This window comes from Hymenobacter puniceus, assembly GCF_014333525.1.
Classification (GTDB): domain Bacteria; phylum Bacteroidota; class Bacteroidia; order Cytophagales; family Hymenobacteraceae; genus Hymenobacter.
The window spans coordinates 106,556-127,683 of sequence record NZ_JACSCX010000005.1; the positions used below are offsets into that span (position 1 = coordinate 106,556).

Genomic DNA, 21,128 nt, shown 5'->3' on the forward strand with positions numbered 1-21,128 from the left:
CGCCATGAATCTTCTTCCCCTCGCCCGGCTAATGCTGGGCGGCCTGCTGCTGGCCGGCGGCAGCAGCCTGAGCAGCTGCGTTTCGGTGGCCGCTTATCAGAAAGTGTACCTCAACGACGAGGACATGAAGCTGAGCAACAAACGCATCGAAGTGTACGAAACCAATTTCCAGAGCTACCGCGAAGGAGCCGGCGGCGCCAACGGCGGCAAAGTGGGCGGCGGCTGCGGCTGCAACTAGCCCGGTGAGCAAGTAGACGCGGGCATTGAACCGCCGCGTTCCACTCACTCAGGCCCCAAGGCTTTTCCTTTCTTGATTATTGCTCACTGACCTTAAATGCTCCATACTTTGCCTCTTTCGGGGCCTCGCGGCGCTGCCACCGTGCTACTGGCATTGCTGCCCGCGCTGGCCTGGGCCCAGGCCACACCCACGCCCAACCGCATCGACGGATACGGCACCCCCAACACCACAGCGCCCAGCCCGCCCAACCCCAGCAACCACGGCGAAACCGAAGTAAACATCCTCACCAGCTACTACTCGCAGGATGGCAACAATGGGGCCGTGGAAGGCGGCATCGGCACGCAGCAGCTCACCGACCTCACGCCCACCATCATCCTGAACGTGCCCTTGGACTCGGCTACTCGGCTGTCGGCCAACCTGGGCATGGACTACTACGCCTCCGCCTCCACCGACCGGATCGACCAGGTAAATTCGTCGCCGTCGTCGAGCGACACCCGCATTCACCTGGATTTGGGGTTGGCGCGCCAGCTGGCCGATAAGCGCACAATTGTGGGCGTGGGCGCCGGCTTTTCGGCCGAGTACGACTACCTTTCTTTTAACGTGTCAGGCTCCTGGGCGCGTGCCTCCGCCGACGGCAACCGGGAACTGAGCGTGGCGGGCCAGGCATTTTTTGATCAGGTCACGGTTATTCGGCCCGTGGAGCTGCGCAACACGCCGGACATGGCTGGCGGCACCACGCGCCAGAGCTACAACCTCAATATCGTGTATTCGCAGGTAATCAGCCAGCGGCTGCAGGTGGCCGTCAGCACCGAGCTGGTGGCCCAGCGCGGGCTGCTAAGCACGCCGTTTCACCGGGTGTACTTCCGCGAAACCGGTGGGGCGCTGGGCACGGCCCGCACCGAGCTGCTGCCCCGCCAGCGCCTGAAATATCCGGTGGGTTTGCGCCTGAACTACTACGCCACCGATCTGGTGCAGCTGCGCGGCTACTACCGCTTCTACAACGACAACTTCGGTATCCGGGCCCATACGTTTGAGTTGGAAGCGCCAGTGAAGGTGACGCCGTTCTTCGTGCTTTACCCGTTCTACCGCTACCACACCCAGACGGCCGCCGACTACTTCGCGCCCTACCTAGCCCACTCCATCACCGACGAGTACTACACCTCCGACTACGACCTAGCCGATTTCTCGGCCAACAAAGTGGGCCTGGGTCTGCGGTACTCGCCGGTGTACGGCATCAGCCGCTTCAAAACGCCTTTTGGAGGCCGCGTGGCCAAGTTTAAGGCCCTCGACCTGCGCTATGCCTACTACCGCCAAAGCACCGGCCTGACCGCCAGCCTCATCAGCGCCGACCTGTCGTTTACGCTGCCGTAGCCGGCCCATGTGCTCCCATTTACCGATTTGAAAACGCCCGGCCCGGAACTCTGAGTCGGGCGTTTTCTTTGGCGGCGTAAGGCTGATTTTTGTCTCGGGTAGCACTCCGGCCTTCCCCGGCCGAAAGCAGGAGTGGCAGCCCGCTTGATGACTGGCAGCGGGGCCAGCACAGATATATGAAAATTTGTTCATATATTTACGTTGTCTCCTTTCACGCTACCCCGGCCTGCCACTCGCCGGATTTGCCTTGCAGGTAGCCGCCGCCCGTTGTCAGCGAGCTGCTGCCTTGCGCTCTCCGCTGCTGCTGGATCTGCTTTTGCTCCGGTTCCGTTGGCTCTTTGCCACTGGCAAGCTGCTTTTCGCAACCAACACCCAACGTTGGCGGCCCGCTTTTTCCACCAGTTGCTTTCCTGCTTTACTTTTCGGCTAGTGTCCTCATTCCGCTTGCCGGAGTGAGCATACGATGCCGGCAGCGGGTGATTTTCCTGCCATTTTCCTTCACCCCTTTTTCTGCTATTATGTCCGACATTCTGAAATCCACCACTACTGTTGCCTACCGGGACCTCAGCGCCGACCAGTTTGCGGCCGGCATGCGCCAGCCCGGTACTGTACTCGTAGACGTACGCCGCTCCGATGAGTTTGGCGCCGGCCACCTGCCCGGCGCGCTTAACATCGATGCCAGCGGCCTTGATTTCGCCCGGCGCGTAGCCAGCCTCAATCCAAACCGCCCTACCTATGTGTATTGCCGTAGCGGTGCCCGCTCGGCTAAGGCAGCCGCTCAGCTCAGCGCAGCCGGCTTCGGCCAGGTAAACAATCTGGCCGGCGGCATCCTCGATTGGGCCAGCCCGCTGGTGCGTTAAGCGCTGCTTTCGAGCCTTGTTTTGATTGTAGCAGTCGGCTTTTGAGCTGGCAGTTGCAAAAAGCCCACGGGCGGCCAGTTGTTGGCCGCCCGTGGGCTTTTTATATGGGCATGCAGCCTCCTCTGGCCAGTAGCCTGCAGTGTCACAGACTGGCTGTAGCCACCGGCACACCAGCCCAACAGACCCGCTTGTCCTCGTTGAAATGTGTATTTTCAGGCCATGCTACTCCAACCCTTCACTGCTGCCCACTGGCCCGAGGCTCGGGCTATCTACGAAGCTGGTATTGCTACCGGCCAGGCTACCTTTACCACCACTGCCCCTAGCTGGGAAGACTGGGACCAGAGCCATCAGCCCCACAGCCGCTTAGTTGCCCTTAGCAAAACCGGACAAGTAATGGGTTGGGCAGCGCTGTCGCCGGTATCGGGTCGGTGCGTGTATGGGGGCGTGGGCGAAGTGAGCGTGTACGTAGCCGCTGAAGCGCGCGGGCAGGGCGTAGGCCGGCAGTTGCTGGCCGCGCTGATAGCCGAGTCGGAGGCTCAGGGCATGTGGACGCTGCAGGCCGGCATCTTCCCCGAAAATACGGCCAGCGTCCGCCTGCACGAAGCGGCCGGGTTCCGGGTGGTAGGCCGGCGCGAGCGAATCGGGCAGCTACACGGCCACTGGCGCGACACGCTGCTGCTGGAGCGCCGCAGCAGCCAAGTGGGCGTATAGCAGGCTGCTAAGCATTGAGCCCACACCCACTTGACAGGACGCAGAAAGGCCCCGCCAGATTACTGGCGGGGCCTTTCTGCGTCTGCAACGTTGCTTGACTTACGCCAGCAACCCGCTTACCAGAGCTTCGGCTTTGCTGATGGCTGCACCCAGCCCGGCCACGTTTTTGCCGCCGGCTGTGGCGAAGAACGGCTGTCCGCCGCCGCCGCCCTGGATTTCCTTGGCTAGCTCGCGCACCATAGTGCTGGCATTCAGCTTGCCGCCTTTGGCCAACTCGTCGTCAAGCATCACGGCCAGCTGGGGCTTGCCGTCGATTTCGGCGCCGAGGACGGCTACGAGATTAGGCACGGTTTGGCGCAGGTTGAAGGCCAGAGTTTTGAGGCCGTCGGCGGAGGTAGCCTGCACTTGGGCGGCCAGGAAGTTCACGCCGTGCAGGGCCTTCACCTGGCCAGCCAGTTGGTCTTTCTGCTGGTTGATGCTCTGCTGGGCGAAGCTGTCGATCTGCTTCCGGAGGATGGCAATTTCCTCAGTCTGCTTCTCGATGCCGGGAATCAGGTGCTGGGGGTTGCCGAGGGCCTCGCGCACCTGGGCCAGCAAATCCAGCTGCTGGTTCACGAAGGCTTCGGCGGCCTCGGCCGTCACGGCCTCGATGCGGCGCACGCCCGCGCCCACGGCGCTTTCACTCGTGATTTTGAAGAAGCCGATGTCGCCGGTGGTGCGCACGTGGGTGCCGCCGCACAGCTCCACCGAGAAGTCCCGGTCGAAGGTGATGACGCGCACGAACTCGCCGTATTTCTCCCCGAACAAGGCCGTAGCTCCGAGGGCTTTGGCATCGTGGATGGGCACGTTGCGGCGCTCATCCAGCGGAATCTGCTGGCGGATGCGGGTGTTAACCAGCGTTTCCACCTGGCGCAGCTGGTCGTCGGTGACTTTGGTGAAGTGCGAGAAGTCGAAGCGCAGCAGCTTCTCGTTCACGAGCGAGCCTTTCTGGGCCACGTGGCTGCCCACCACCTCACGTAAGGCAGCCTGCAGCAGGTGGGTGGCGGTGTGGTTGCGCTGAATCTGGGCGCGGCGGGCGTGGTCGTAGCGGGCCGTGAACTCGGCGTCGAGGTCCTGAGGCAGCTCCAGCACGGTGTGCACGATGAGGTCGTTTTCCTTTTTCGTGTCGAGCACGCGCACCTTGCTCAGCGGCGACTCCAGGTAGCCGGTATCGCCAATCTGCCCGCCCGATTCGGCGTAGAACGGCGTCTGGTCTAGCACCACCTGGTACTCGGTTTTGCCTTTGCGGTCGGTACGGCGGTAGCGCAGGATGCGGGCCGGGGCCTGCTCCTGGTCGTAGCCCACAAAGGCGGGCTGCTCTTCGGATTCGCGCACCACGGTCCAGTCGCTCTGCTCGGTTTCCTGGGCGTTGCGGCTGCGGCTTTTCTGCTGCTCCAGCTCTTTCTTGAAGCCCTCCTCGTCCACGCTCAGACCCTTTTCGCGGGCAATGAGGGCGGTGAGGTCGAGCGGAAAGCCGAAGGTATCGGACAGCTCGAAGGCTGTTTTGCCGTCGATGCGGCTGCCGTTCTGGCGGAACCCTTCTTCCAGGGTTTCCAGGCGGCGCAGGCCGTTTTCGAGGGTTTTGAGGAAGGCAATTTCTTCTTCCTCCACCACGCGCTGCACAAACTGCTGCTGCTGCTTGAGCTCGGGGAAGATGCCAGCCATCTGGTCGGCCAGCACGGGCACAATCTTATACAGGAAGGGCTGCTTCTGGCCCAGCGACGAAAATGCGTAGCGCACGGCCCGGCGCAGAATCCGCCGAATCACGTAGCCGGCCTTCACGTTGCTCGGCAACTGCCCATCGGCAATGGCGAAGCTAATGGTGCGGATGTGGTCGGCAATGACGCGAATGGCAATGTCCGTTTTCTCGTTTTCGGTGGCCGGCTGGTCGTTCACGGTGGCCGGGGCGGTGCCGTGGTACTCCAGCCCTACCTCGCCGGCAATGAACTTGATAAGCGGCTGAAATACGTCGGTATCGTAGTTCGACTTCACGCCCGACACGGCCATCATCAGGCGCTCGAAGCCCATGCCGGTGTCCACGCTCTGCTCGGGCAGCTTGATCAGGCTCTTATCGGCCAGGCGCTGGAATTCCATGAACACGTTGTTCCAGATTTCTACCACCTGCGGATGGTCGGCATTCACTAGCTCGCGGCCGGGCTTGGCGGCCCGCTCCTCCTCGGAGCGTAGGTCGATGTGGATTTCGGTGCAGGGGCCGCAGGGGCCGGTGTCGCCCATCTCCCAGAAGTTGTCCTTCTTGTTGCCGGGCAGAATCCGGTCGTCGGTGGTGTATTGGCGCCAGAGGTCCTGGGTTTCGGTGTCGGCGGCGGTACCATCGGCCTGGTCGCCCTCGAAATAGGTGACGTAGAGGCGGTCCTTTTCCAGCTTGTACACGTCGGTGAGCAACTCCCAGGCCCAGGCAATGGCGTCCTTCTTGAAATAATCCCCAAACGACCAGTTGCCGAGCATCTCGAACATGGTGTGGTGGTAGGTGTCGTAGCCTACCTCTTCCAGGTCGTTGTGCTTGCCCGATACGCGCAGGCACTTCTGGGTATCAGCAATGCGCTTGAAGGGCGCGGGCTTGTTGCCCAGGAAATAGTCCTTGAACGGGGCCATGCCCGAGTTGATAAACAGCAGCGTGGGGTCGTCTTTCACCACAATAGGGGCCGAGGGCACGATGTGGTGGCCTTTAGAGGCAAAGAAGTCCAGGAACTGCTGGCGAACGTGGGAGGCAGTGGGGAGTGACATGGCAGTATGAATGGCGGCGGGCGCCAAGAATTGGCGGCGGCCTGGATTTTGGCTACTTTTCGCCTTTCCGACGGAATGGCGCTGCCGGCAAAGGTAGCCGACTGTGCCGGAAAGCGAAACTACCGCCGTCCATTGCATTTTGTGCCGTCATGCTGAGCTTGCCGAAGCATTTCTGCCGCTTCCTTGCTGTAGCACTGGTTGGCCAGCGGTAGAGATGCTTCGGCAAGCTCAGCATGAAAACGATTTCACTTCTCCTGCCCCACCCATGCCCTACAAAGACCGCGAAATCGAGAAGCAATACTTCACCATCGGCGAAGTGGCGGCCCAGTTCAACGTGGCCCCGTCGCTGATCCGGTTCTGGGAGACGGAGTTTGAGGAACTGCGGCCGCGCAAAAGCAAGAAGGGCAACCGCCTCTACACACCCCAGGACGTGGACATTTTCCGCACGATCTACCATCTGGTGAAGGAGCGCGGCTACACCATCCCCGGCGCCCGCGACATGCTCAAGCAGAAAGGGCCGCAGCTCAAAGAGAAAATCGATGTAATTCAGAGCCTGGAGAAAGTCCGCAAGTTCATGGTGACGATGAAGAAGGAGCTGGACGCTATTGGCAAGGCGCAGCAGAATGGATAAAACAAAGCAGATGGTCCACCACAACGTTACTCGGCTTGTCAATCAGGGGCCTGATGAATGGCGCACTGCCCTTTTAGCTTTGGGTATGATACTGCTGGCTGACGTCTTCGTCCTGTATGTAGGCGCCTACTTATGCTATAAAAACCGCCTGGTTAATAGCGCCGATGACCTGTTCTTTCTGCTGCTATTGTGTTATGCAATGTCGGTGATGGGTCTAGGTTGTTTCTGGTGGTACCGCCGCCAAAACCCGATGCGGCTCATCGGCATGATGGTGGGCTTAGTTTTGCCGGCAGCTCTGCTTTGGTTTGCCTTGGCATTGACCCCATAATTACCTTATATCCTATTACGTTTTACTATCTTGGATAACGATACCCTCCTTCACGAAGTCGCCCTCACACTTTTCCCTAACATCGGGCCGCAGCTGACGCGGCAGCTGATGAGCTACGGGGGCTCGGCGCGGAACGTGCTGCACCTGCCGCCGGGCAAGTTGCTGAAGATTCCGGGCGTGGGGCCGGCTACGGCGGCTATTCTGACCGGGGCGGAGCGCGGCAACGCGTTGCGGCAGGCCGAGGCCAGTCTGCGCCGGGCGGAGAAGGACGGCGTGCAGCTGCTGTTCTACACCAGCAAGCAATTCCCGGCCCGCCTCAAGCTGATTCCCGATGCTCCTGCCCTGCTCTATTACCAGGGCACCGCCGACCTCAACCAGCCCAAAACCCTGGCCATCGTGGGTACCCGCCAGGCCACCGACTACGGCCGCGAGCAAACCGAGCGGCTCATCAACGGTGTGGCGCCGCACAGGCCACTCATCGTCAGCGGCCTGGCCTACGGCATTGATATTGCCGCCCACCGCGCCGCGCTGCAGGAAGGGCTGGAAACCGTAGGCGTCATGGCTACTGGCCTGGACGTACTGTATCCGGCCGTACACCGCAAAACTGCCGAAAAGATGCTCACGCAGGGCGGGCTGCTCACCGAATTTCCTTTTGGCACCCAGCCCGACAAGTACAATTTCCCCAGCCGAAACCGCATCATTGCCGGCCTTTCCGATGGTACCGTGGTAGTGGAAGCAACCCGAAAAGGAGGCGCCCTTATCACGGCAGATCTGGCTTTGGGCTACGACCGGGATGTGCTGGCCATACCCGGTCCGCTGGGCTCTACTGCCTCTGAGGGCTGCCATGAACTCATCAAGGCCCACAAAGCCGCGCTCTACTCTGAGCCTTCGGATATTGAGCAGCTACTCAACTGGGACCTGGCCCTGCACCTGACCGGCAAGCCCCACAGCCCCACCGCCTACGACCCCATGGATTTTACGCCAGAAGAACTACAACTGCTGCTAGTATTACAAGCCGCCCCCAGCCGCGAGGAGCACCTAGACACGCTAGCATGGAAAGCACAGCAGCCGGTGCACCAGGTAGCTTCCCTCCTGCTGGGGCTGGAGTTCAGAAGCATCCTGAAGGCGCTGCCGGGCAAGCGCTTCGGCTTGCTGTAAATGGCGTGCGCCAGATACTCTGGCTGTGGTAAGCAAAAATCCGTGGAACACAATAATGTTCCACGGGGAACCTCACATAAGTTAATCGCCTAAAAACGGGTCCTGCGCTGGTGTTCAATTGATTGAAAAGGTGCACTTTATTTTCAAGAGAGTAAAGCCAACAGCCCTATACGGTGCCCCGCAGTCCAGCAACATGGCGGTACTCCTGCCCTACCGATTATGAACACACCCGTCCTGTTGAATGGGCACCTAATGCCCGCTAATGCCGTAAGGTTGCCGCTGCCCAACAGAGGGCTCTACTTCAATGATGGTTTCTTTGAAACCATGATCTGGAGCGCGGGTGGCATACGCTACCTGCCTTATCATATGTCACGCATGCAACGAGCGGCAAACGTGCTGGGCCTGGTACTACCCCAAGAGCTGTCAACTACCGAAAATCTGAAGGACACGCTACGCCAACTAGCCGATAACCACAACATGCACTCTGAGATACGCATCCGTTTGCAGCTCTGGCGAAGCGGTGGCGGCTTGTATACTCCGGAAACCGGAGCGGTGGAATGGCTGGCTACCAGCCAGCTCTTTCAGCCACACGCAGCGCCCATTACCACCTGCGAATTTGCTGAAACCATCCGGACGCACGCGGCATCCTTCTCTTTCTGTAAAGGGCCCAATACCTTAACCTATGTGCTGGCCGCACAGGAGCGGCAGCAGCGGGGCCTCGATGAAGTGATTTTGCTGTCGGAGGCCGGCTATATAGCTGAAACGGTAGCAGCCGCCGTAGCCTGGATCAGGAATAACACTATTTACACGCCATCTGAAGCAGTAGGCTGTGTGACTGGGACCAGGTTGGCGCACCTACAGACAGTGGCCATGAAGCAAGGCATCGAGTGGCGGGAGGGAAAATTCTTTCCGAATGATCTGCTGGAAGCCGAGGCTATATTTACGGCGAACGTAGCGGGTATTCGGGCGGTGCAGCAAGTGCAGAGAGTACCGTTTGACACTGAGAAACACCCAGTATTTATGCAGTTGCTGGCTGCCGAGCAGATATCCGCATGATTTAAGCTATTGCCTGAAAATAGCCATTGCCTGAAAATCAGGAACGATTACCAGAGGCCCGACACCGCATCTGCAGCCAGCTTTCCTCGAATTCCAGCATGTCGGCTTCGGAAATACTGTTTTCGCGCAATATCTCGGCTCGGTTGCGGTGGCTGCCATCCAACGAATACAGGGCAATCCATACTCGTTGCCGACGGCTCAGAACTGAGTTATGGCTTGATGAATCAGTGCAATTGTCAGGCATGGTCACGGTCATGCCGGCAAGTACGACAATTTTAAGATATTGGATTTTATCGTACCTATATAATTTTTTATACCTGTGGGCAGCATTTCCTTTAATTCCCTATAGGACACGCATACGTGCACGGGTCTGCAGTTGCATCCAGCTAGTAACAGAATCTGCCAGGTCGGCTTCCGTAATGGCATTTTGACGCAATACCTCTGCTCTGGTACCAAGACCAGCTTGTAGTGTATATAGGGCCACCCACGCTCGCTGTTGGCTGGTAAGCAAAGTAGAGGCGATTGTGGAATCTTGCGTAGCAGGTAGGAGCATGCCAGAATCTACGTATCCCGATATGCAAATGGATCTTTTTAGTTCCCATTTGGCTTATATAAATTACGGCTCCAAATCAGAATTGCAGTATCCTACTATTAATCAGATAAATACAAAGTCACACAATCACCAGATTTAAGCTAGCAGCAAAATAGCCGTGCTGCTTACACGGCCACCGGGGCCTTGATGGCGGGCCAGGGGTCGTAATTTTCCAGCGTAAAATCTTCGTACCGGAAGCTGAAAATATCCTGCACGGCCGTGTTCAGGCGCATGGTGGGCAGCGAGCGGGGCTCCCGGGTAAGCTGCAGGCGGGCCTGCTCCAAGTGGTTGCTGTAGAGGTGGGTGTCGCCGCCGGTCCAGATGAACTCGCCGGGCTCCAGGCCAGTTACCTGCGCCATCATCAGCGTGAGCAGGGCGTAGCTGGCAATGTTGAAGGGCACGCCCAGGAACACATCGGCGGAGCGCTGGTAGAGTTGGCAGCTGAGGCGGCCATCGGCCACGTAAAACTGGAACAGGGCGTGGCAGGGCGTGAGGCGCATTAGCGGCAACTCGGCCACGTTCCAGGCACTCACCACCATGCGGCGCGAATCGGGCTGGGTGCGCAGCAGGTGCACCATCTGCGCAATCTGGTCGATGCTCTGGCCGTCGGGGGCGGCCCAGCTGCGCCACTGCTTGCCGTATATGGGGCCGAGCTGGCCGTGCTCGTCGGCCCATTCCCGCCAGATGCTCACGCCCACGTCTTCCAGCGACTGGTTGCTGGTGTCGCCGCGCAGAAACCACAGCAGCTCGTGGATGATGCTTTTCAGGTGGACTTTCTTGGTGGTCACCAGCGGGAAACCCTGCTGCAAATCAAACCGCATCTGGTAGCCGAACACCGAGAGCGTGCCGGTGCCGGTGCGGTCGGTTTTGCGGGTGCCATGGTCGAGGATGTGCTGGAGCAGGGTGTGGTACTGGTGCATGTAACGTGCGCTTTAGCTTGAGCCGGAGCAGGGCAAGCCGCCAAAAATAGAAAAAGCCGCCCAGTTCAGGCTGCTTTCCTCATGAAATACTGGTTAGCTGGCCAGCGCCACGCGCCTACCGCTTGCTGATTTTGTTGTGGGAGATACTGCGCTGCTGGTTGCTCTTGAAGCCGTCCACGTCATTGGGGCGGAGGGCGCGGTGCTTGGTGGCGCGCCCACTCATGCGTGCCCGCCACATCCGAAACGAGGACCCCTTCATTTCGCGCCGCATTAGGGCAATGACGTCCTTTTCAGCCAGGCCAAACTGGGTTTCAATGGCCTCGAAAGGCGTGCGGTCCTCCCACCCCATTTCGATGATGCGGTCAATGTCTTGGGGGGATAAGGCGGGGGCGGGATTCTCGGGCATCAGGTAGCTGGTTGTGCGGGGCTGTCGTGCCCGGCGCTTCTGCAACCGTTGGGCTTCGGGGGATGTTTCGGGTAGCTGGCGGCCATTACTGCGTGGGTAGCACCGCACGCCACTGGCCGCTTTCGGCGTAGTGTTTCACCTCACGGCCCCACTCTACCAGAAAGCGCCGCAGATACCATTTTAGCACTAACGCGTCCACGATACTTCCCAACCAGACCAGCGGCGAAACAAATTCGAATACGTCCCGCATCAGGGTGCCGGAACCGTGTGATTCGAAATAGTGCTCATGGCGCATACGTTTAAAAGCGCCCCGCTGCATTTCGTCGCAGAAATACACCGGGTCCTCATACTCCGTCACTTTGCTCGTCAGCGTCTGCCACACACCAAAATGCCGCGCCCGAAACGTGACGGAGTCGCCAAGCTGCAGCACGCTGCTGCGGACGCCACCGACAATTTTCTCCTGGGTTTGGATGGCCGAAATGGTGTGCAGATCCATGCTCAACGCCAGCTGAAAACAGCGGGCCTGCTGGGCGTTAATGAATGTCAGCACTTCAATAGTGGGCATCTGCTACAAGATTCGGAATGAAATTTTTGCTTCCTCCTCCGTAGCTGATGCGGCGGGTTCAAAACGCAGGCACTGCAGTATCTCGCGCGTCTGCTGTACTATTTCAGCCTCGCCGCCAACTCCCGGAGGAATGGTCGTTTCAAGTAACATTACCTTGACTACCCGACCAGTTACATCCACTGATAGTCGCATCCAAACCTCCCCTTCCGTCTGAGCCCGCAGCGCTGCGGCCGGGTACCGAACGGAGCGTCCTACGAAATCGAAGTACGGCTGATCTTCGGGCTGCAACTGCTGGGCACTTATTCGTTGACCAATTCCGCGCTTGAGAGGTGGCACTTTGTCCCAATAGGCTACTCTACGTACAGAATCCTGCTGGGCTTTTGTCTGAGTTGTTTGGGGTGTAGCTACTGGACGCGCATCCCAGCGGTTGTAGGTAGTCTGTGCCTTAACCCGACTCACACCAGCAGTAAGCAGTAACAACAATCCACCTACAACCATCTTTGTAGAGCCCATACCGAGTCTTTATTCAAGCAGAACACCTCACGCAAACAAGCTGCGTGAGGTGTTCTGCTTGATCTTCGTAATTGACTATGATTACAGCGACTTCACGGCCGGGGCGGCAGCTGGAGCAGGCGTTACGGCAGCGGTTTTGGCGCCTTTCTTCATGCAGCAGGAGCTGCCCATGGCGGTCTTCTGCGCCTCAGAGCACTCCATTTTGGCGGCGGATTTCTTGCCTTTCTTGTCGGTTTTGTCGCCCTCATGGGCAACGGCGGAACCGGCGAAGGCAAACAGGGCAAGGGCGAGCAGGGCGTTTTTCATGGCAGCGAAGAAGTGAGAAGGAGAAACAAATGTCCGAAATCCGGGGTTGGCTTTCGGTTGTCCTAAAGTAGCTCCGTTTCGGCAGAAAACCGAACCCCACCTGCTGTAGCTTTGCGGTGGCCGGTTTCCAGCTGCCGCACTCGTTTCCTGATGCCCGAAGCCCTGGCTTCGTGGCCTTGCTTATGCCCCTTCGCAAACTCGCGCACCTTACCCTGCTGGCCCTTGGGCTACTCACGGCCCTAGCTGTTTTTTCCGTGGCCCAGCTGCGGTTCAACTACAATTTCAACGACTTCTACCCCGCCGGCGACCCGGACCTGGACTACTACGAGCAGTACGCCAGCCGCTTCGGCAACGACAACGACTACGTGCTGCTGGGTGTGGAAGCCCCGGCCGGCCAGACCGTGTTCGAGCCCCGGTTTCTAACCAAGGTGGATTCGCTGACGCGCTTTATCCGGGCGCGGCGTCACGTCACGCAGGTATCGTCGCCGACGACGGCCAGCAACCCGGTGGTGGAAGGGCTGGGCGTGTTCAACGTGCCCTACCTGCACCCGCAGGAGCCCGCCCGCCGCGCCCAGGACTCGGCGCTGGTGTACCACACGCCGGGGCTCGTGGGCAACCTAATTTCCAGGGATGCGCGGGCCGTGACGGTGCTGTTCCAGACCTCACCCAACCTGAGCAAACCGCCCGGCGACTCGCTGCTGGCGGCAGTGCGCACGGAGCTACAGCGCCAGGGCATCCCCGAAAACGAGTACCACATGGCCGGCAAGATGGTGGCTCAGTCGGTGTTCGTGGACCGGTTGCAGATGGAGCTGATGGTATTCATGAGCCTATCGGTGGTGCTCGTGACGGGGCTGCTGTGGCTTACGTTCCGGACCTGGTGGGGCGTGGTGCTGCCGCTGGTGGTGGTGTTGGGCTCCATTCTGTGGGGGCTGGGCGTGATGTCGGCCTTCGGGGTGAGCATTGATTTGATGACGGCGCTGCTGCCGGTGATGTTGTTCGTGGTGGGCATGTCCGATACCATCCACATCATCACGCGCTACGTCACGGAGCTGGGCTACGGGGCCAGCAAGCGGGATTCGCTGCTGATTGCCCTCAAGGAATCGGGCTTCGGCTCGGGGCTGTCGGCGCTGACGACCAGCATCGGGTTTTTCACCCTGATGACCAGCACCATCCGGCCGATTTATAACTTCGGGCTGTTTACGGGCATTGCCGTGCTGCTCACGTTTGCCCTCAGCTTCACGCTGCTGCCGGCCATGCTGGTGCTGTTGCGCAAGCCGCAGCTGCGGATTCCGCGCGAAACTGGCCACAGCTGGGACGGCGTGCTGGGCCGGATGTTCCGGACGGTGCTGGCGCGGCGGCACTGGGTGGTGGCCATCAGCGCCGTGGTGCTGGTGCTGTCGGTGGCGTCAGCCTCACGTATCCGCATCAACTCAGCCCTGCTCGACGACCTGTCGCAAAACGACCCGGTGAAGCTAGATTTCCAGTTTTTCGAGCGGCAGTTTGCCGGTGTGCGGCCCTTCGAGCTGGACTTGAAGCCGGCTCCTGGTCGCTCGATTTACGACCTGAACGTGCTGCGACAGACCGAGCAGATTGAGAACTATCTGCAAAAGGACTACGGCCTGAACTTCGTGGCCTCGCCGGTTACCATCATCAAATCGGTGCGCAAGGCCCTCAATGGCGGCCTGCTGACCGAGTACCGCCTGCCCGACTCCGAGGCCGAGCTGCAACGGCTGATGCGCAAGGTGAAGCTATTCCGGAAGAAGCCGGAGTTTCGGGCGCTGGCCCTGCCCGACGGCTCCGAGGGCCGCCTCACCGGCCGTATGCCCGACGTGGGCAGCGTGAGGGCCGGGCAGCTGAACGCCGGACTGCGGCAGTTTCTGCGCACGTCCGTGGACCCTGCCGTGCTGCAAACCCGCCTCACCGGCTCGGCCAACCTCATCGACAAAAACAACGAAACCCTCACCCGCAACATGATTACGGGCATGAGCATCGACATTCTGATGGTCACGCTCATTGTGCTGGCGCTGTTCCGCTCGGTGCGCATGACGGTGGTGGTGCTTATCCCGAACCTGGTGCCCATCCTCATCGTGGCCGGCGTGATGGGCGCGGCCGGCGTGAGCATGAAGGTGAGCACCAGTATCATCTTCACCATTGCTTTCGGCATTGCCGTCGACGACACCATTCACTTCATCTCGAAGCTGAAGCTGGTGCTGCTGCAAGAGCCTAGTTTGTTTAAAGCCGTGCGCAAAACCTACCTGATGGCCGGAAAAGCCGTTATTGTCACCTCCCTGATTCTGGTGGGCGGGTTTTCGACCTTGATATTTTCTTCGTTTGATGGGACTTTTTACGTGGGTTTGCTCATCGGCCTCACGCTGCTGTTTGGGGTGGTAGCCGAGCTGACGTTGCTGCCGATTCTGATTCTGGCCTTCTACCGGCATAAGCCCAGGGAAATCCGGGAGCCGGTGCCGGCGTTGGGTGGGTAACGGATTTTCTCGCAGAGGTCCGCAGAGGTAAAGAAAGGTCGTTTCTCTGCCAACCTCTGCGCATCCCTCTGCGGACCTCTGCGAGAAATCTACGAATGCCCCATCTTTGCTGCCTCTATGACGAACCGCCTTCTGCCCTTCCTGCTCGCCTTTTCCTGCGGAACTGCCCTCGCCCAAACTGCCCCGGCCACTACCGCGCCTGACGACCCGCTACCCCGCCTGATTCAGGAGCGCCAGCAGATGGTGCAGCAGTACGAAGATGCTGCCGCCCAGCGCAACGCTTTCCTGGCCAATAAGCCCAGCAAAAAAGACCTGCAGGAAGTAGTGGATGCCTTGAAGGGCATCATTCGCAAAGACACCGAGATTGTGCGCGCCGTGCAGGCCGGCACCCTGCGCAAAACTGCCGCAGTGGTGGCCGAAAACCAGCAGGTAAAGCAGTTGGCTACCGTGGCCCAGACCGACCAAAGCAGCACCCGGGAGCGGTTCCACGACCTGGAAAGCCAGATTGCCAACTTGCAGGAGCGCGACCGGCAGCGCAACAAAAAGCTGCAGGACCTGCAAGCCACTGCCGATGAAGCCACCGCCGCCCGCTCCTCCCGTGAGCTGCTGGCCGCCGCCCTGGCCGTACTGTCGGCCGGCCTGCTGTTCTACGTGCTCAAGCTGCGCGGGCAACGTGGCGGAACGGTAAAGCGCCGGAAGTAATACACTAACCAGCTGTCATCCTGAGCGGAGCGAAGGACCTTACCACGTCAGAACGAATTGCACTGACGTGGTAAGGTCCTTCGCTCCGCTCAGGATGACAGGGTATTTTCCTCCACTTCTCCCCCATGCTCCTCCCCGCCGCCCAGTTCCTGACCTACGCCGAGGCGGTGGCGCTGTACAATCAGCTTAAGGAAGCCGAAGTAGATGCACTGGTGAAAACCTGCGGGCCGCCCTCCTTCCCGTTTGGCGACGGGCTGTTTTACCAGCTGCTGATTGAGGAAGCCGACGTGCCGCACGCCCAGGAAACAGTGGCAGCCTTTGAGTTGCAGCGCGCCGCGCCGAAAGTCCTACGCTGCCCGCGCTGCCGGGCCGAGGGGGCCGCGCCGCTGGCGCGGACGGCGTGGTGGCAGCGGCTCTACTACGCGGGCACCGTGCTGCACCAGTGCCCGCAGTGCCGCGCCACGTTCCCGGTCTGAGCCCCCGATATCGTACCTTGCTGCCCATGTCTACCACCTATCCGTTCCTAGTTGCCGACCTCGAAGACCAAGCCACGCCCGGCCGCCAGCAGCGCCTGCTGGTGAACCTTTCGAACATGGACGACTATTACAACGTGTTCGAGAAGTACGGTTTCAGCGGCAGCGGGGCCAGCTGGGCCGAGCACATCGAAACCATTCTGGAAGAGCACGCCCCCGCCCTGCTCGACCACGTGGAACTACTGGGGCAGGGCGAAATTTTCGGGGTGTATACCGACGGCCCCGGGGCCACCGAGCAGTTTCTGGCCCTGATTCAGCCCATTTTCGGCGACCTGGGCAGCCTCAACAAGTACCTCAGCCAAGCCGACCCCGACGACTTTTTTGAGTAGCGCGGGCAGCTGCTTGCGCCGGAGCAGGTGCTGGCTTCCGGCTACTTTCTTCGCCCGCTGTTCATCTTTTGCGTAGGTGTCAGGGCCGTCTTTTAGGGCAGCGCTTCGCATTTTTTCTTGTATGAAAATACTTCTGGTGGAAGACGAGCCCAAGCTGGCGTCTTTCGTGAAAAAAGGCTTTAACAACGAAGGCTACGAGATTGAAGTGGCTTACGACGGCCGCATGGGCCAGTCTTTGATTCAGCAGAACCGCTATGATCTGGTGATTCTGGATGTGAACCTGCCTTATGTGAATGGCTTTGAGCTGTGCCGGCTGGTGCGCCGCCAGGATGCTCATGTGCCCGTGCTGCTGCTCACTGCCCTCGACAGCCTCGATGATAAAGTCACGGGCTTTGAGGCCGGCACCGACGATTACCTGGTGAAGCCCTTCGAATTTAAGGAGTTGCTGCTGCGGGCCCGGGTGCTCATGCGCCGCCACACCGAGGCCGCCACCGTGCAGCCCACCCTGCGCATTGCTGATCTGGAACTAAACCTCGACGCCAAAACCGTCAGCCGCGCCGGCCAGCGCATCGACCTGACCACCAAAGAGTACTCCCTACTGGAGTATCTGCTGCTGAATCGGGGCAAAATCATTTCCCGCGTGGATATTGCCGAAAAGGTCTGGGAGCTGAATTTCGATACTAACACCAACGTCATCGACGTGTACGTGAGCTACCTGCGCAAGAAGCTCGACAAAGGCTACCCCGTAAAGCTGATTCATACCGTAGTGGGCATGGGCTACGTGCTGCGGGAAGGCTAAGCAAAGGTGAAGTTGTGCGTAGTAGCGTAGACAGGTGTCATGCTGAGCTTGCCGAAGCATCTCTACCGCTGGCTAATCAATGCTTCTGCAACGAAGCGGTAGAGATGCTTCGGCAAGCTCAGCATGACGTTCTTTTTCTTTTTTGTCCACACAGCCTAACGCGGTAAGGTCCTGCGCGCTGCTCAGGATGACAGCCGTCTACCCTACTACTCACCATTTCACAACTTCACCACCTGATTCATGCTCATTCGCAACAAGCTGATTCTACGCTTCACGCTGCTGGTAGTGGGGATTCAGCTGTGCTTTTCGGCATTCCTGTACTACTTCCAGGCTACCACGCGGGAGCAGCGGTTTGTAACGCGCCTCACCACCAAGGCCACCATGACCACCCGCCTGCTGGTGCGGCGCGGCGGCCGGGTAGACGAGAGCCTGCTGCGCCAGCTGCACCGCCGCGACCTGTTCACCATCCCGCAGGAGCAAATCAGCATTTACGGTCCCGGCCAGCACCTGCTCTACACCAGCGCCGACAACCTCAGCCAGCGACTGAACTCCCGGCAGCTGCCGCGGATACGGCCCAGCCGGCCGGTGCGCTTCGCCGATGGCGAGCTGGAAGCCGTGGGCCTGCTCTATCAGTACCGGGGCCAGCCCTACTGGCTGTTTGCGGCCGGCCACGACGACTTTGGGCTGAGCCAGCTGCACAAGCTGCGCCTGATTTTGCTGGCCGCCAACCTGGGGGCGCTGGTACTCATTATTTTGGCCGGCTGGTACTTCGCCGATGAGTCGCTGAAGCCGATTTCGCGGGTGGTGCGGCAGGTGGAGCGCATCACGGCCTCCCGGCTCAGCACCCGGGTAGACGAGGGCAACGGCACCGACGAAATTGCCCAGCTGGCCCGCACCTTCAACCACATGCTGGGCGGCGTGGAGCAGGCATTTGAGTCGCAGAAAAGCTTTCTGAGCAATGCCAGCCACGAGTTGCGCACGCCGCTGGCCTCGGTGCTGGGCACCCTGGAAACGGCCTATGCCTACGATACCACCCTGCCGGAAGCCCGGCAGAGCATTGGCTCGGCGGTGGAAGAAATCAAGAAGCTCATTGAGCTCACCAACGGCCTGCTGAGTTTGGCCAAAGTCACCGACCCCTCGTTCCGGCAGAAACCGGTGCGCCTGGATGAGTGCCTGACCCAGGCCCTGGCTACCTGCCAGCGCCGCCACCCCGGCCGCGAGCTGCGCCTGGAGTTTGGGGAGCTGCCGACGGAGGTAGACGATATGTTTATGGTGCGTGGCAACGAGCAGCTACTCACCACGGCCCTGCTCAACCTGCTCGATAATGCCTGCAAGTACTCTGCCGGCCCGGTGCGGGCCCTGCTGGGCTACCGCACACCTACTACCCTGCGCGTGCTGGTTACGGACCAGGGTATTGGTATGGCCCCCCACGAGCTGGCCCGCATTTATGAGCCGCTGTACCGGGCCGGCTTAGCCACCTCGGCCACCGGCTACGGCCTGGGCCTGCCCATGACGCGCAAAATTGTGCAGGTACACGGCGGCGAAATCAACCTGGCCTCCCAACCCGGTCACGGCACTACCGCCACCATAGAGCTGCCCGCGGTAGTGTGAGGGTAAGAGGGTAAAATAGAACGTCATTCCAAGCCTGTGAGGAATCTCGCGTGCTGACGTTGCCACAGTATGCCTGCCGTTTGGCCGGGCGGGACGCGGTTATGCGCTCCGGTAGCTGCCACAAAGCAAAACACACTACGGAGCAGCAACTATCTGACGGTACTGAACCAAGGGGCCAGCGGGGCTTTCTAACCTCTTCTAATTTGCTTCTCATACCGTTTTAATCCCGCCACGCGTGTTTTGGGGGATGATGGGAAAACGGACCATGCTGCGCGGCTCCCGCGCCCTGTTGCTGGGGTTACTGCTGGGTACACTGCTGCTGTCCACGGGGCTCAACCTGTACCTGCTATGCCAGGAACCCGCCTACCCGCTGAGCTACGACCCGGATGGCCCGCTGCTGGAATCGGCGGCCGAACTGGAGCTAGTGCAAACGCGCCGGGCCCTGGCCGAGTGCCAGGCGCGGCGGCCGTTGTCCCTGGCCGCAACTGACTCGCTAGCCGCTTCCCTGCTTTCTGCTACTCCCTGAGCCATCGGCGTTTTGCCGCTGGCTTTTTGTGTTTTCTCACTTTCCCTTTTTCATGCTCCCCCGCCAACAACACGCCCTCAACACCCTGGCTATTTGCGCCGCCGCCTGTGACCAATGCACTGCTTTCGGCCTCACCGAAACGCCTCCCGCTCACTGGCTGCGCAGTTTCCGCCTCAGCCGCGACTGTGCCGATTTGTGCCGCCTGACGGCCGCTTTTCTGGCGCGCGAGGCCGAGCACACCTCCCATCTGCTGCGCGAGTGCGCCGAGCTGTGCCGGGCCTGCGCCGACGAGTGTACCCAGTTCGATACGCCCCAGCACCGCACCTGCACCGAGGCTTGCCGCCGGGGCGAAGATGCCTGCCGCACGGCCTTCTTGTAAAGTCAGGTTTTAACCTTTTCTAATGTGAGCCTCACGCGGCTCTAATGCCGGCGCGGCAGCTTTGTGCGGAACGCTCACCTACTCCCGGCCTCCATCCTTTTCCTATGCCTACTCCCCTGCTCAACTCCTTCCGTTGGCTTCTGCTACCGCTGGCTGCCGCCACCCTGGCCGGTTGCGGCGCCGATGGCGCGGCCGAAACTGCCACCACTTCCGAAGCGCCTCTGTCGCTGCCCGTGGTGCAGCTCGTGGCCCGCGACACAGTGCTCAGCCGCGAGTACGTGGCCGACGTGCAGGCCACTCGCAACGTGGAGCTGCGGGCCCGGGTGCGGGGCTTTCTGGAGAAGATCTACGTGGATGAGGGCCAGAAAGTCCGCCAGGGGCAGGCCCTGTTTCACCTCAACGACGCCGAATACAAAACCCGGCTGGCGCGCACTCAGGCCGCCCTCAACAACGCCCTGGCCCAGGCCCGCGTGGCCAGCCTGGAGCTGGACCGCGTGCGGATGCTGACCCAGAAGAACATCATCTCCAAAACTGAGCTGGACGTGGCCCAGGCCAAGCTCACGGCCGCCCGCTCCACGGTGGAGGAAGCCCGCTCGGCCGCCTCCAACGCCGCCCTCATGCTCAGCTACACCACCATCCGCGCCCCGTTTGACGGCGTGGTGAACCGGGAGCTGCTGAAGGTGGGCAGCCTCATCGACGACGGCACGCTGCTGACCACCGTGTCGGATACGCGGGCCGTGTTTGCTTACTTCAACGTGTCGGAGGCGGAGTATCTGGAGTACATGAAAACGCGCCGGCAGGACTCGGCCCGCAGCACCAACCAGGTGCGGCTGGTGCTGGCCGATGGCACGCTCTACGCTCCCACCGGCCAGATTGAAACCGTGGAAAGCCAGTTTCAGGCCGGCACCGGGGCCATTGCGTTTCGGGCCCGCTTCGCCAACCCCGAGCGGCTGCTTAAGCACGGGGCCACCGGCAAGGTGCGCTTGGCCAACACCGTGACCGACGCGCTGCTCGTGCCCCAGAAGGCCGTGTTCGAGCAGCAGGACAAGAACTACGTGTACGTGGTGGATGCCCAAGGCCAGGTGCGCCAGCGCAACTTCGTACCCCAGAGCCGCCTCGACGCCTTTTACGTGGTGGAAAGCGGCCTGAAAGCCGGGGAGCGGATTGTGTGCGAAGGCGTGCAGGACCTGCGTGACGGCTCCCGCATCACGCCCCGCCCGGTGACGCTTGCCAGCCTGACCACCGCTTTGTAGCCGGTCAGTGCATCGCCACGTCGTGCCTACCAGCCCGTCATGCTGAGCGAAGGCGCAGCCGCAGTCGAAGCATC

General features: G+C 60.4%; 22 protein-coding genes. 17 read left to right on the top strand and 5 right to left on the bottom strand.

The window, feature by feature from the left end; all coding sequences use genetic code 11:
* Positions 1–31: 31 nt before the first annotated feature.
* The 4 genes from H8B14_RS14765 (at position 32) to H8B14_RS14780 (ending at position 3,180) form a co-directional block, all read left to right on the top strand.
* A complete protein-coding gene (locus tag H8B14_RS14765; RefSeq protein WP_315984843.1) occupies positions 32–238 on the top strand; it encodes a DUF4266 domain-containing protein in 207 nt (68 codons plus the stop codon).
* A gap of 96 nt (positions 239–334) precedes the next feature.
* Positions 335–1,609, top strand: coding sequence for a DUF3570 domain-containing protein (locus H8B14_RS14770; protein WP_187316424.1), 1,275 nt, complete (start codon positions 335–337; stop codon positions 1,607–1,609).
* Between the two features lie 518 nt (positions 1,610–2,127).
* Positions 2,128–2,469: a rhodanese-like domain-containing protein gene (locus H8B14_RS14775; protein WP_187316425.1), complete on the top strand. Its 342-nt coding sequence runs from the start codon at positions 2,128–2,130 to the stop codon at positions 2,467–2,469.
* A 219-nt stretch (positions 2,470–2,688) separates the two neighbouring features.
* Entirely contained in the window at positions 2,689–3,180 is a 492-nt protein-coding gene (locus H8B14_RS14780) for a GNAT family N-acetyltransferase (RefSeq protein WP_187316426.1), read from the top strand.
* Positions 3,181–3,279: 99 nt separating this feature from the next.
* Here H8B14_RS14780 and alaS read toward each other — a convergent pair whose 3' ends face one another.
* The gene (gene alaS, locus H8B14_RS14785; protein ID WP_187316427.1) at positions 3,280–5,964 is read right to left on the bottom strand and encodes an alanine--tRNA ligase; all 2,685 of its coding nucleotides are present in this window, start codon (positions 5,962–5,964) and stop codon (positions 3,280–3,282) included.
* 265 nt (positions 5,965–6,229) lie between these two features.
* Here alaS and H8B14_RS14790 point away from each other — a divergent pair, with 265 nt between their 5' ends.
* The 4 genes from H8B14_RS14790 to H8B14_RS14805 all read left to right on the top strand — a co-directional run bounded on the left by H8B14_RS14790 (position 6,230) and on the right by H8B14_RS14805 (position 9,137).
* The gene (locus tag H8B14_RS14790) at positions 6,230–6,595 is read left to right on the top strand and encodes a MerR family transcriptional regulator (protein WP_187316428.1); all 366 of its coding nucleotides are present in this window, start codon (positions 6,230–6,232) and stop codon (positions 6,593–6,595) included.
* On the top strand, positions 6,588–6,923 hold the full coding sequence (locus H8B14_RS14795; RefSeq protein ID WP_187316429.1) for a hypothetical protein: 336 nt from the start codon (positions 6,588–6,590) through the stop codon (positions 6,921–6,923). Before H8B14_RS14790 ends, H8B14_RS14795 begins: the two co-directional genes overlap by 8 nt.
* Positions 6,924–6,953: 30 nt before the next feature.
* Positions 6,954–8,081 carry a DNA-processing protein DprA gene (gene dprA / locus H8B14_RS14800; protein ID WP_187316430.1) on the top strand — a complete coding sequence of 376 codons (1,128 nt, stop codon included), beginning with the start codon at positions 6,954–6,956 and terminating at the stop codon, positions 8,079–8,081.
* Positions 8,082–8,300: 219 nt separating this feature from the next.
* On the top strand, positions 8,301–9,137 hold the full coding sequence (locus H8B14_RS14805; RefSeq protein ID WP_187316431.1) for an aminotransferase class IV: 837 nt from the start codon (positions 8,301–8,303) through the stop codon (positions 9,135–9,137).
* A 717-nt stretch (positions 9,138–9,854) separates the two neighbouring features.
* On the opposite strand, the gene H8B14_RS14810 is transcribed toward H8B14_RS14805, so the two are convergent.
* The 4 genes from H8B14_RS14810 to H8B14_RS14825 form a co-directional block, all read right to left on the bottom strand.
* Complete coding sequence (locus tag H8B14_RS14810) at positions 9,855–10,649, bottom strand: thymidylate synthase (RefSeq protein WP_187316432.1); 795 nt, start codon at positions 10,647–10,649, stop codon at positions 9,855–9,857.
* A 115-nt stretch (positions 10,650–10,764) separates the two neighbouring features.
* The gene (locus H8B14_RS14815; RefSeq protein ID WP_187316433.1) at positions 10,765–11,055 is read right to left on the bottom strand and encodes a TIGR03643 family protein; all 291 of its coding nucleotides are present in this window, start codon (positions 11,053–11,055) and stop codon (positions 10,765–10,767) included.
* 85 nt (positions 11,056–11,140) lie between these two features.
* Positions 11,141–11,620 carry an SRPBCC family protein gene (locus tag H8B14_RS14820; RefSeq protein ID WP_187316434.1) on the bottom strand — a complete coding sequence of 160 codons (480 nt, stop codon included), beginning with the start codon at positions 11,618–11,620 and terminating at the stop codon, positions 11,141–11,143.
* Positions 11,621–12,214: 594 nt separating this feature from the next.
* A complete protein-coding gene (locus H8B14_RS14825; RefSeq protein ID WP_187316435.1) occupies positions 12,215–12,439 on the bottom strand; it encodes a hypothetical protein in 225 nt (74 codons plus the stop codon).
* Between the two features lie 182 nt (positions 12,440–12,621).
* Here H8B14_RS14825 and H8B14_RS14830 point away from each other — a divergent pair, with 182 nt between their 5' ends.
* The 9 genes from H8B14_RS14830 to H8B14_RS14870 all read left to right on the top strand — a co-directional run bounded on the left by H8B14_RS14830 (position 12,622) and on the right by H8B14_RS14870 (position 21,054).
* The gene (locus tag H8B14_RS14830; protein WP_187316436.1) at positions 12,622–14,922 is read left to right on the top strand and encodes an efflux RND transporter permease subunit; all 2,301 of its coding nucleotides are present in this window, start codon (positions 12,622–12,624) and stop codon (positions 14,920–14,922) included.
* Positions 14,923–15,039: 117 nt separating this feature from the next.
* Entirely contained in the window at positions 15,040–15,624 is a 585-nt protein-coding gene (locus tag H8B14_RS14835; protein ID WP_187316437.1) for a hypothetical protein, read from the top strand.
* Between the two features lie 125 nt (positions 15,625–15,749).
* On the top strand, positions 15,750–16,100 hold the full coding sequence (locus H8B14_RS14840; protein ID WP_187316438.1) for a hypothetical protein: 351 nt from the start codon (positions 15,750–15,752) through the stop codon (positions 16,098–16,100).
* Between the two features lie 26 nt (positions 16,101–16,126).
* Positions 16,127–16,486, top strand: a complete 360-nt coding sequence (locus H8B14_RS14845) for an Imm51 family immunity protein (RefSeq protein ID WP_187316439.1) — start codon at positions 16,127–16,129, stop codon at positions 16,484–16,486.
* Positions 16,487–16,607: 121 nt separating this feature from the next.
* A complete protein-coding gene (locus tag H8B14_RS14850; RefSeq protein ID WP_187316440.1) occupies positions 16,608–17,285 on the top strand; it encodes a response regulator in 678 nt (225 codons plus the stop codon).
* Positions 17,286–17,525: 240 nt separating this feature from the next.
* Complete coding sequence (locus H8B14_RS14855) at positions 17,526–18,896, top strand: sensor histidine kinase (protein ID WP_187316441.1); 1,371 nt, start codon at positions 17,526–17,528, stop codon at positions 18,894–18,896.
* 247 nt (positions 18,897–19,143) lie between these two features.
* Positions 19,144–19,422, top strand: a complete 279-nt coding sequence (locus H8B14_RS14860) for a hypothetical protein (protein WP_187316442.1) — start codon at positions 19,144–19,146, stop codon at positions 19,420–19,422.
* A gap of 52 nt (positions 19,423–19,474) precedes the next feature.
* Positions 19,475–19,801, top strand: a complete 327-nt coding sequence (locus H8B14_RS14865) for a four-helix bundle copper-binding protein (protein WP_187316443.1) — start codon at positions 19,475–19,477, stop codon at positions 19,799–19,801.
* 104 nt (positions 19,802–19,905) lie between these two features.
* Positions 19,906–21,054 (top strand): efflux RND transporter periplasmic adaptor subunit, encoded by a 1,149-nt coding sequence (locus H8B14_RS14870; protein WP_187316444.1) that lies wholly within the window; start codon positions 19,906–19,908, stop codon positions 21,052–21,054.
* Positions 21,055–21,128 lie beyond the last annotated feature (74 nt).

Coding starts and splice junctions, on each gene's coding strand:
- H8B14_RS14765 (WP_315984843.1), top strand. CDS start 32: ATGCTGGGCGGCCTGCTGCTGGCCGGCGGCAGCAGCCTGAGCAGCTGC.
- H8B14_RS14770 (WP_187316424.1), top strand. CDS start 335: ATGCTCCATACTTTGCCTCTTTCGGGGCCTCGCGGCGCTGCCACCGTG.
- H8B14_RS14775 (WP_187316425.1), top strand. CDS start 2,128: ATGTCCGACATTCTGAAATCCACCACTACTGTTGCCTACCGGGACCTC.
- H8B14_RS14780 (WP_187316426.1), top strand. CDS start 2,689: ATGCTACTCCAACCCTTCACTGCTGCCCACTGGCCCGAGGCTCGGGCT.
- alaS (WP_187316427.1), bottom strand. CDS start 5,964: ATGTCACTCCCCACTGCCTCCCACGTTCGCCAGCAGTTCCTGGACTTC.
- H8B14_RS14790 (WP_187316428.1), top strand. CDS start 6,230: ATGCCCTACAAAGACCGCGAAATCGAGAAGCAATACTTCACCATCGGC.
- H8B14_RS14795 (WP_187316429.1), top strand. CDS start 6,588: ATGGATAAAACAAAGCAGATGGTCCACCACAACGTTACTCGGCTTGTC.
- H8B14_RS14805 (WP_187316431.1), top strand. CDS start 8,301: ATGAACACACCCGTCCTGTTGAATGGGCACCTAATGCCCGCTAATGCC.
- H8B14_RS14810 (WP_187316432.1), bottom strand. CDS start 10,649: ATGCACCAGTACCACACCCTGCTCCAGCACATCCTCGACCATGGCACC.
- H8B14_RS14815 (WP_187316433.1), bottom strand. CDS start 11,055: ATGCCCGAGAATCCCGCCCCCGCCTTATCCCCCCAAGACATTGACCGC.
- H8B14_RS14820 (WP_187316434.1), bottom strand. CDS start 11,620: ATGCCCACTATTGAAGTGCTGACATTCATTAACGCCCAGCAGGCCCGC.
- H8B14_RS14825 (WP_187316435.1), bottom strand. CDS start 12,439: ATGAAAAACGCCCTGCTCGCCCTTGCCCTGTTTGCCTTCGCCGGTTCC.
- H8B14_RS14830 (WP_187316436.1), top strand. CDS start 12,622: ATGCCCCTTCGCAAACTCGCGCACCTTACCCTGCTGGCCCTTGGGCTA.
- H8B14_RS14835 (WP_187316437.1), top strand. CDS start 15,040: ATGACGAACCGCCTTCTGCCCTTCCTGCTCGCCTTTTCCTGCGGAACT.
- H8B14_RS14840 (WP_187316438.1), top strand. CDS start 15,750: ATGCTCCTCCCCGCCGCCCAGTTCCTGACCTACGCCGAGGCGGTGGCG.
- H8B14_RS14845 (WP_187316439.1), top strand. CDS start 16,127: ATGTCTACCACCTATCCGTTCCTAGTTGCCGACCTCGAAGACCAAGCC.
- H8B14_RS14850 (WP_187316440.1), top strand. CDS start 16,608: ATGAAAATACTTCTGGTGGAAGACGAGCCCAAGCTGGCGTCTTTCGTG.
- H8B14_RS14855 (WP_187316441.1), top strand. CDS start 17,526: ATGCTCATTCGCAACAAGCTGATTCTACGCTTCACGCTGCTGGTAGTG.
- H8B14_RS14860 (WP_187316442.1), top strand. CDS start 19,144: ATGATGGGAAAACGGACCATGCTGCGCGGCTCCCGCGCCCTGTTGCTG.
- H8B14_RS14865 (WP_187316443.1), top strand. CDS start 19,475: ATGCTCCCCCGCCAACAACACGCCCTCAACACCCTGGCTATTTGCGCC.
- H8B14_RS14870 (WP_187316444.1), top strand. CDS start 19,906: ATGCCTACTCCCCTGCTCAACTCCTTCCGTTGGCTTCTGCTACCGCTG.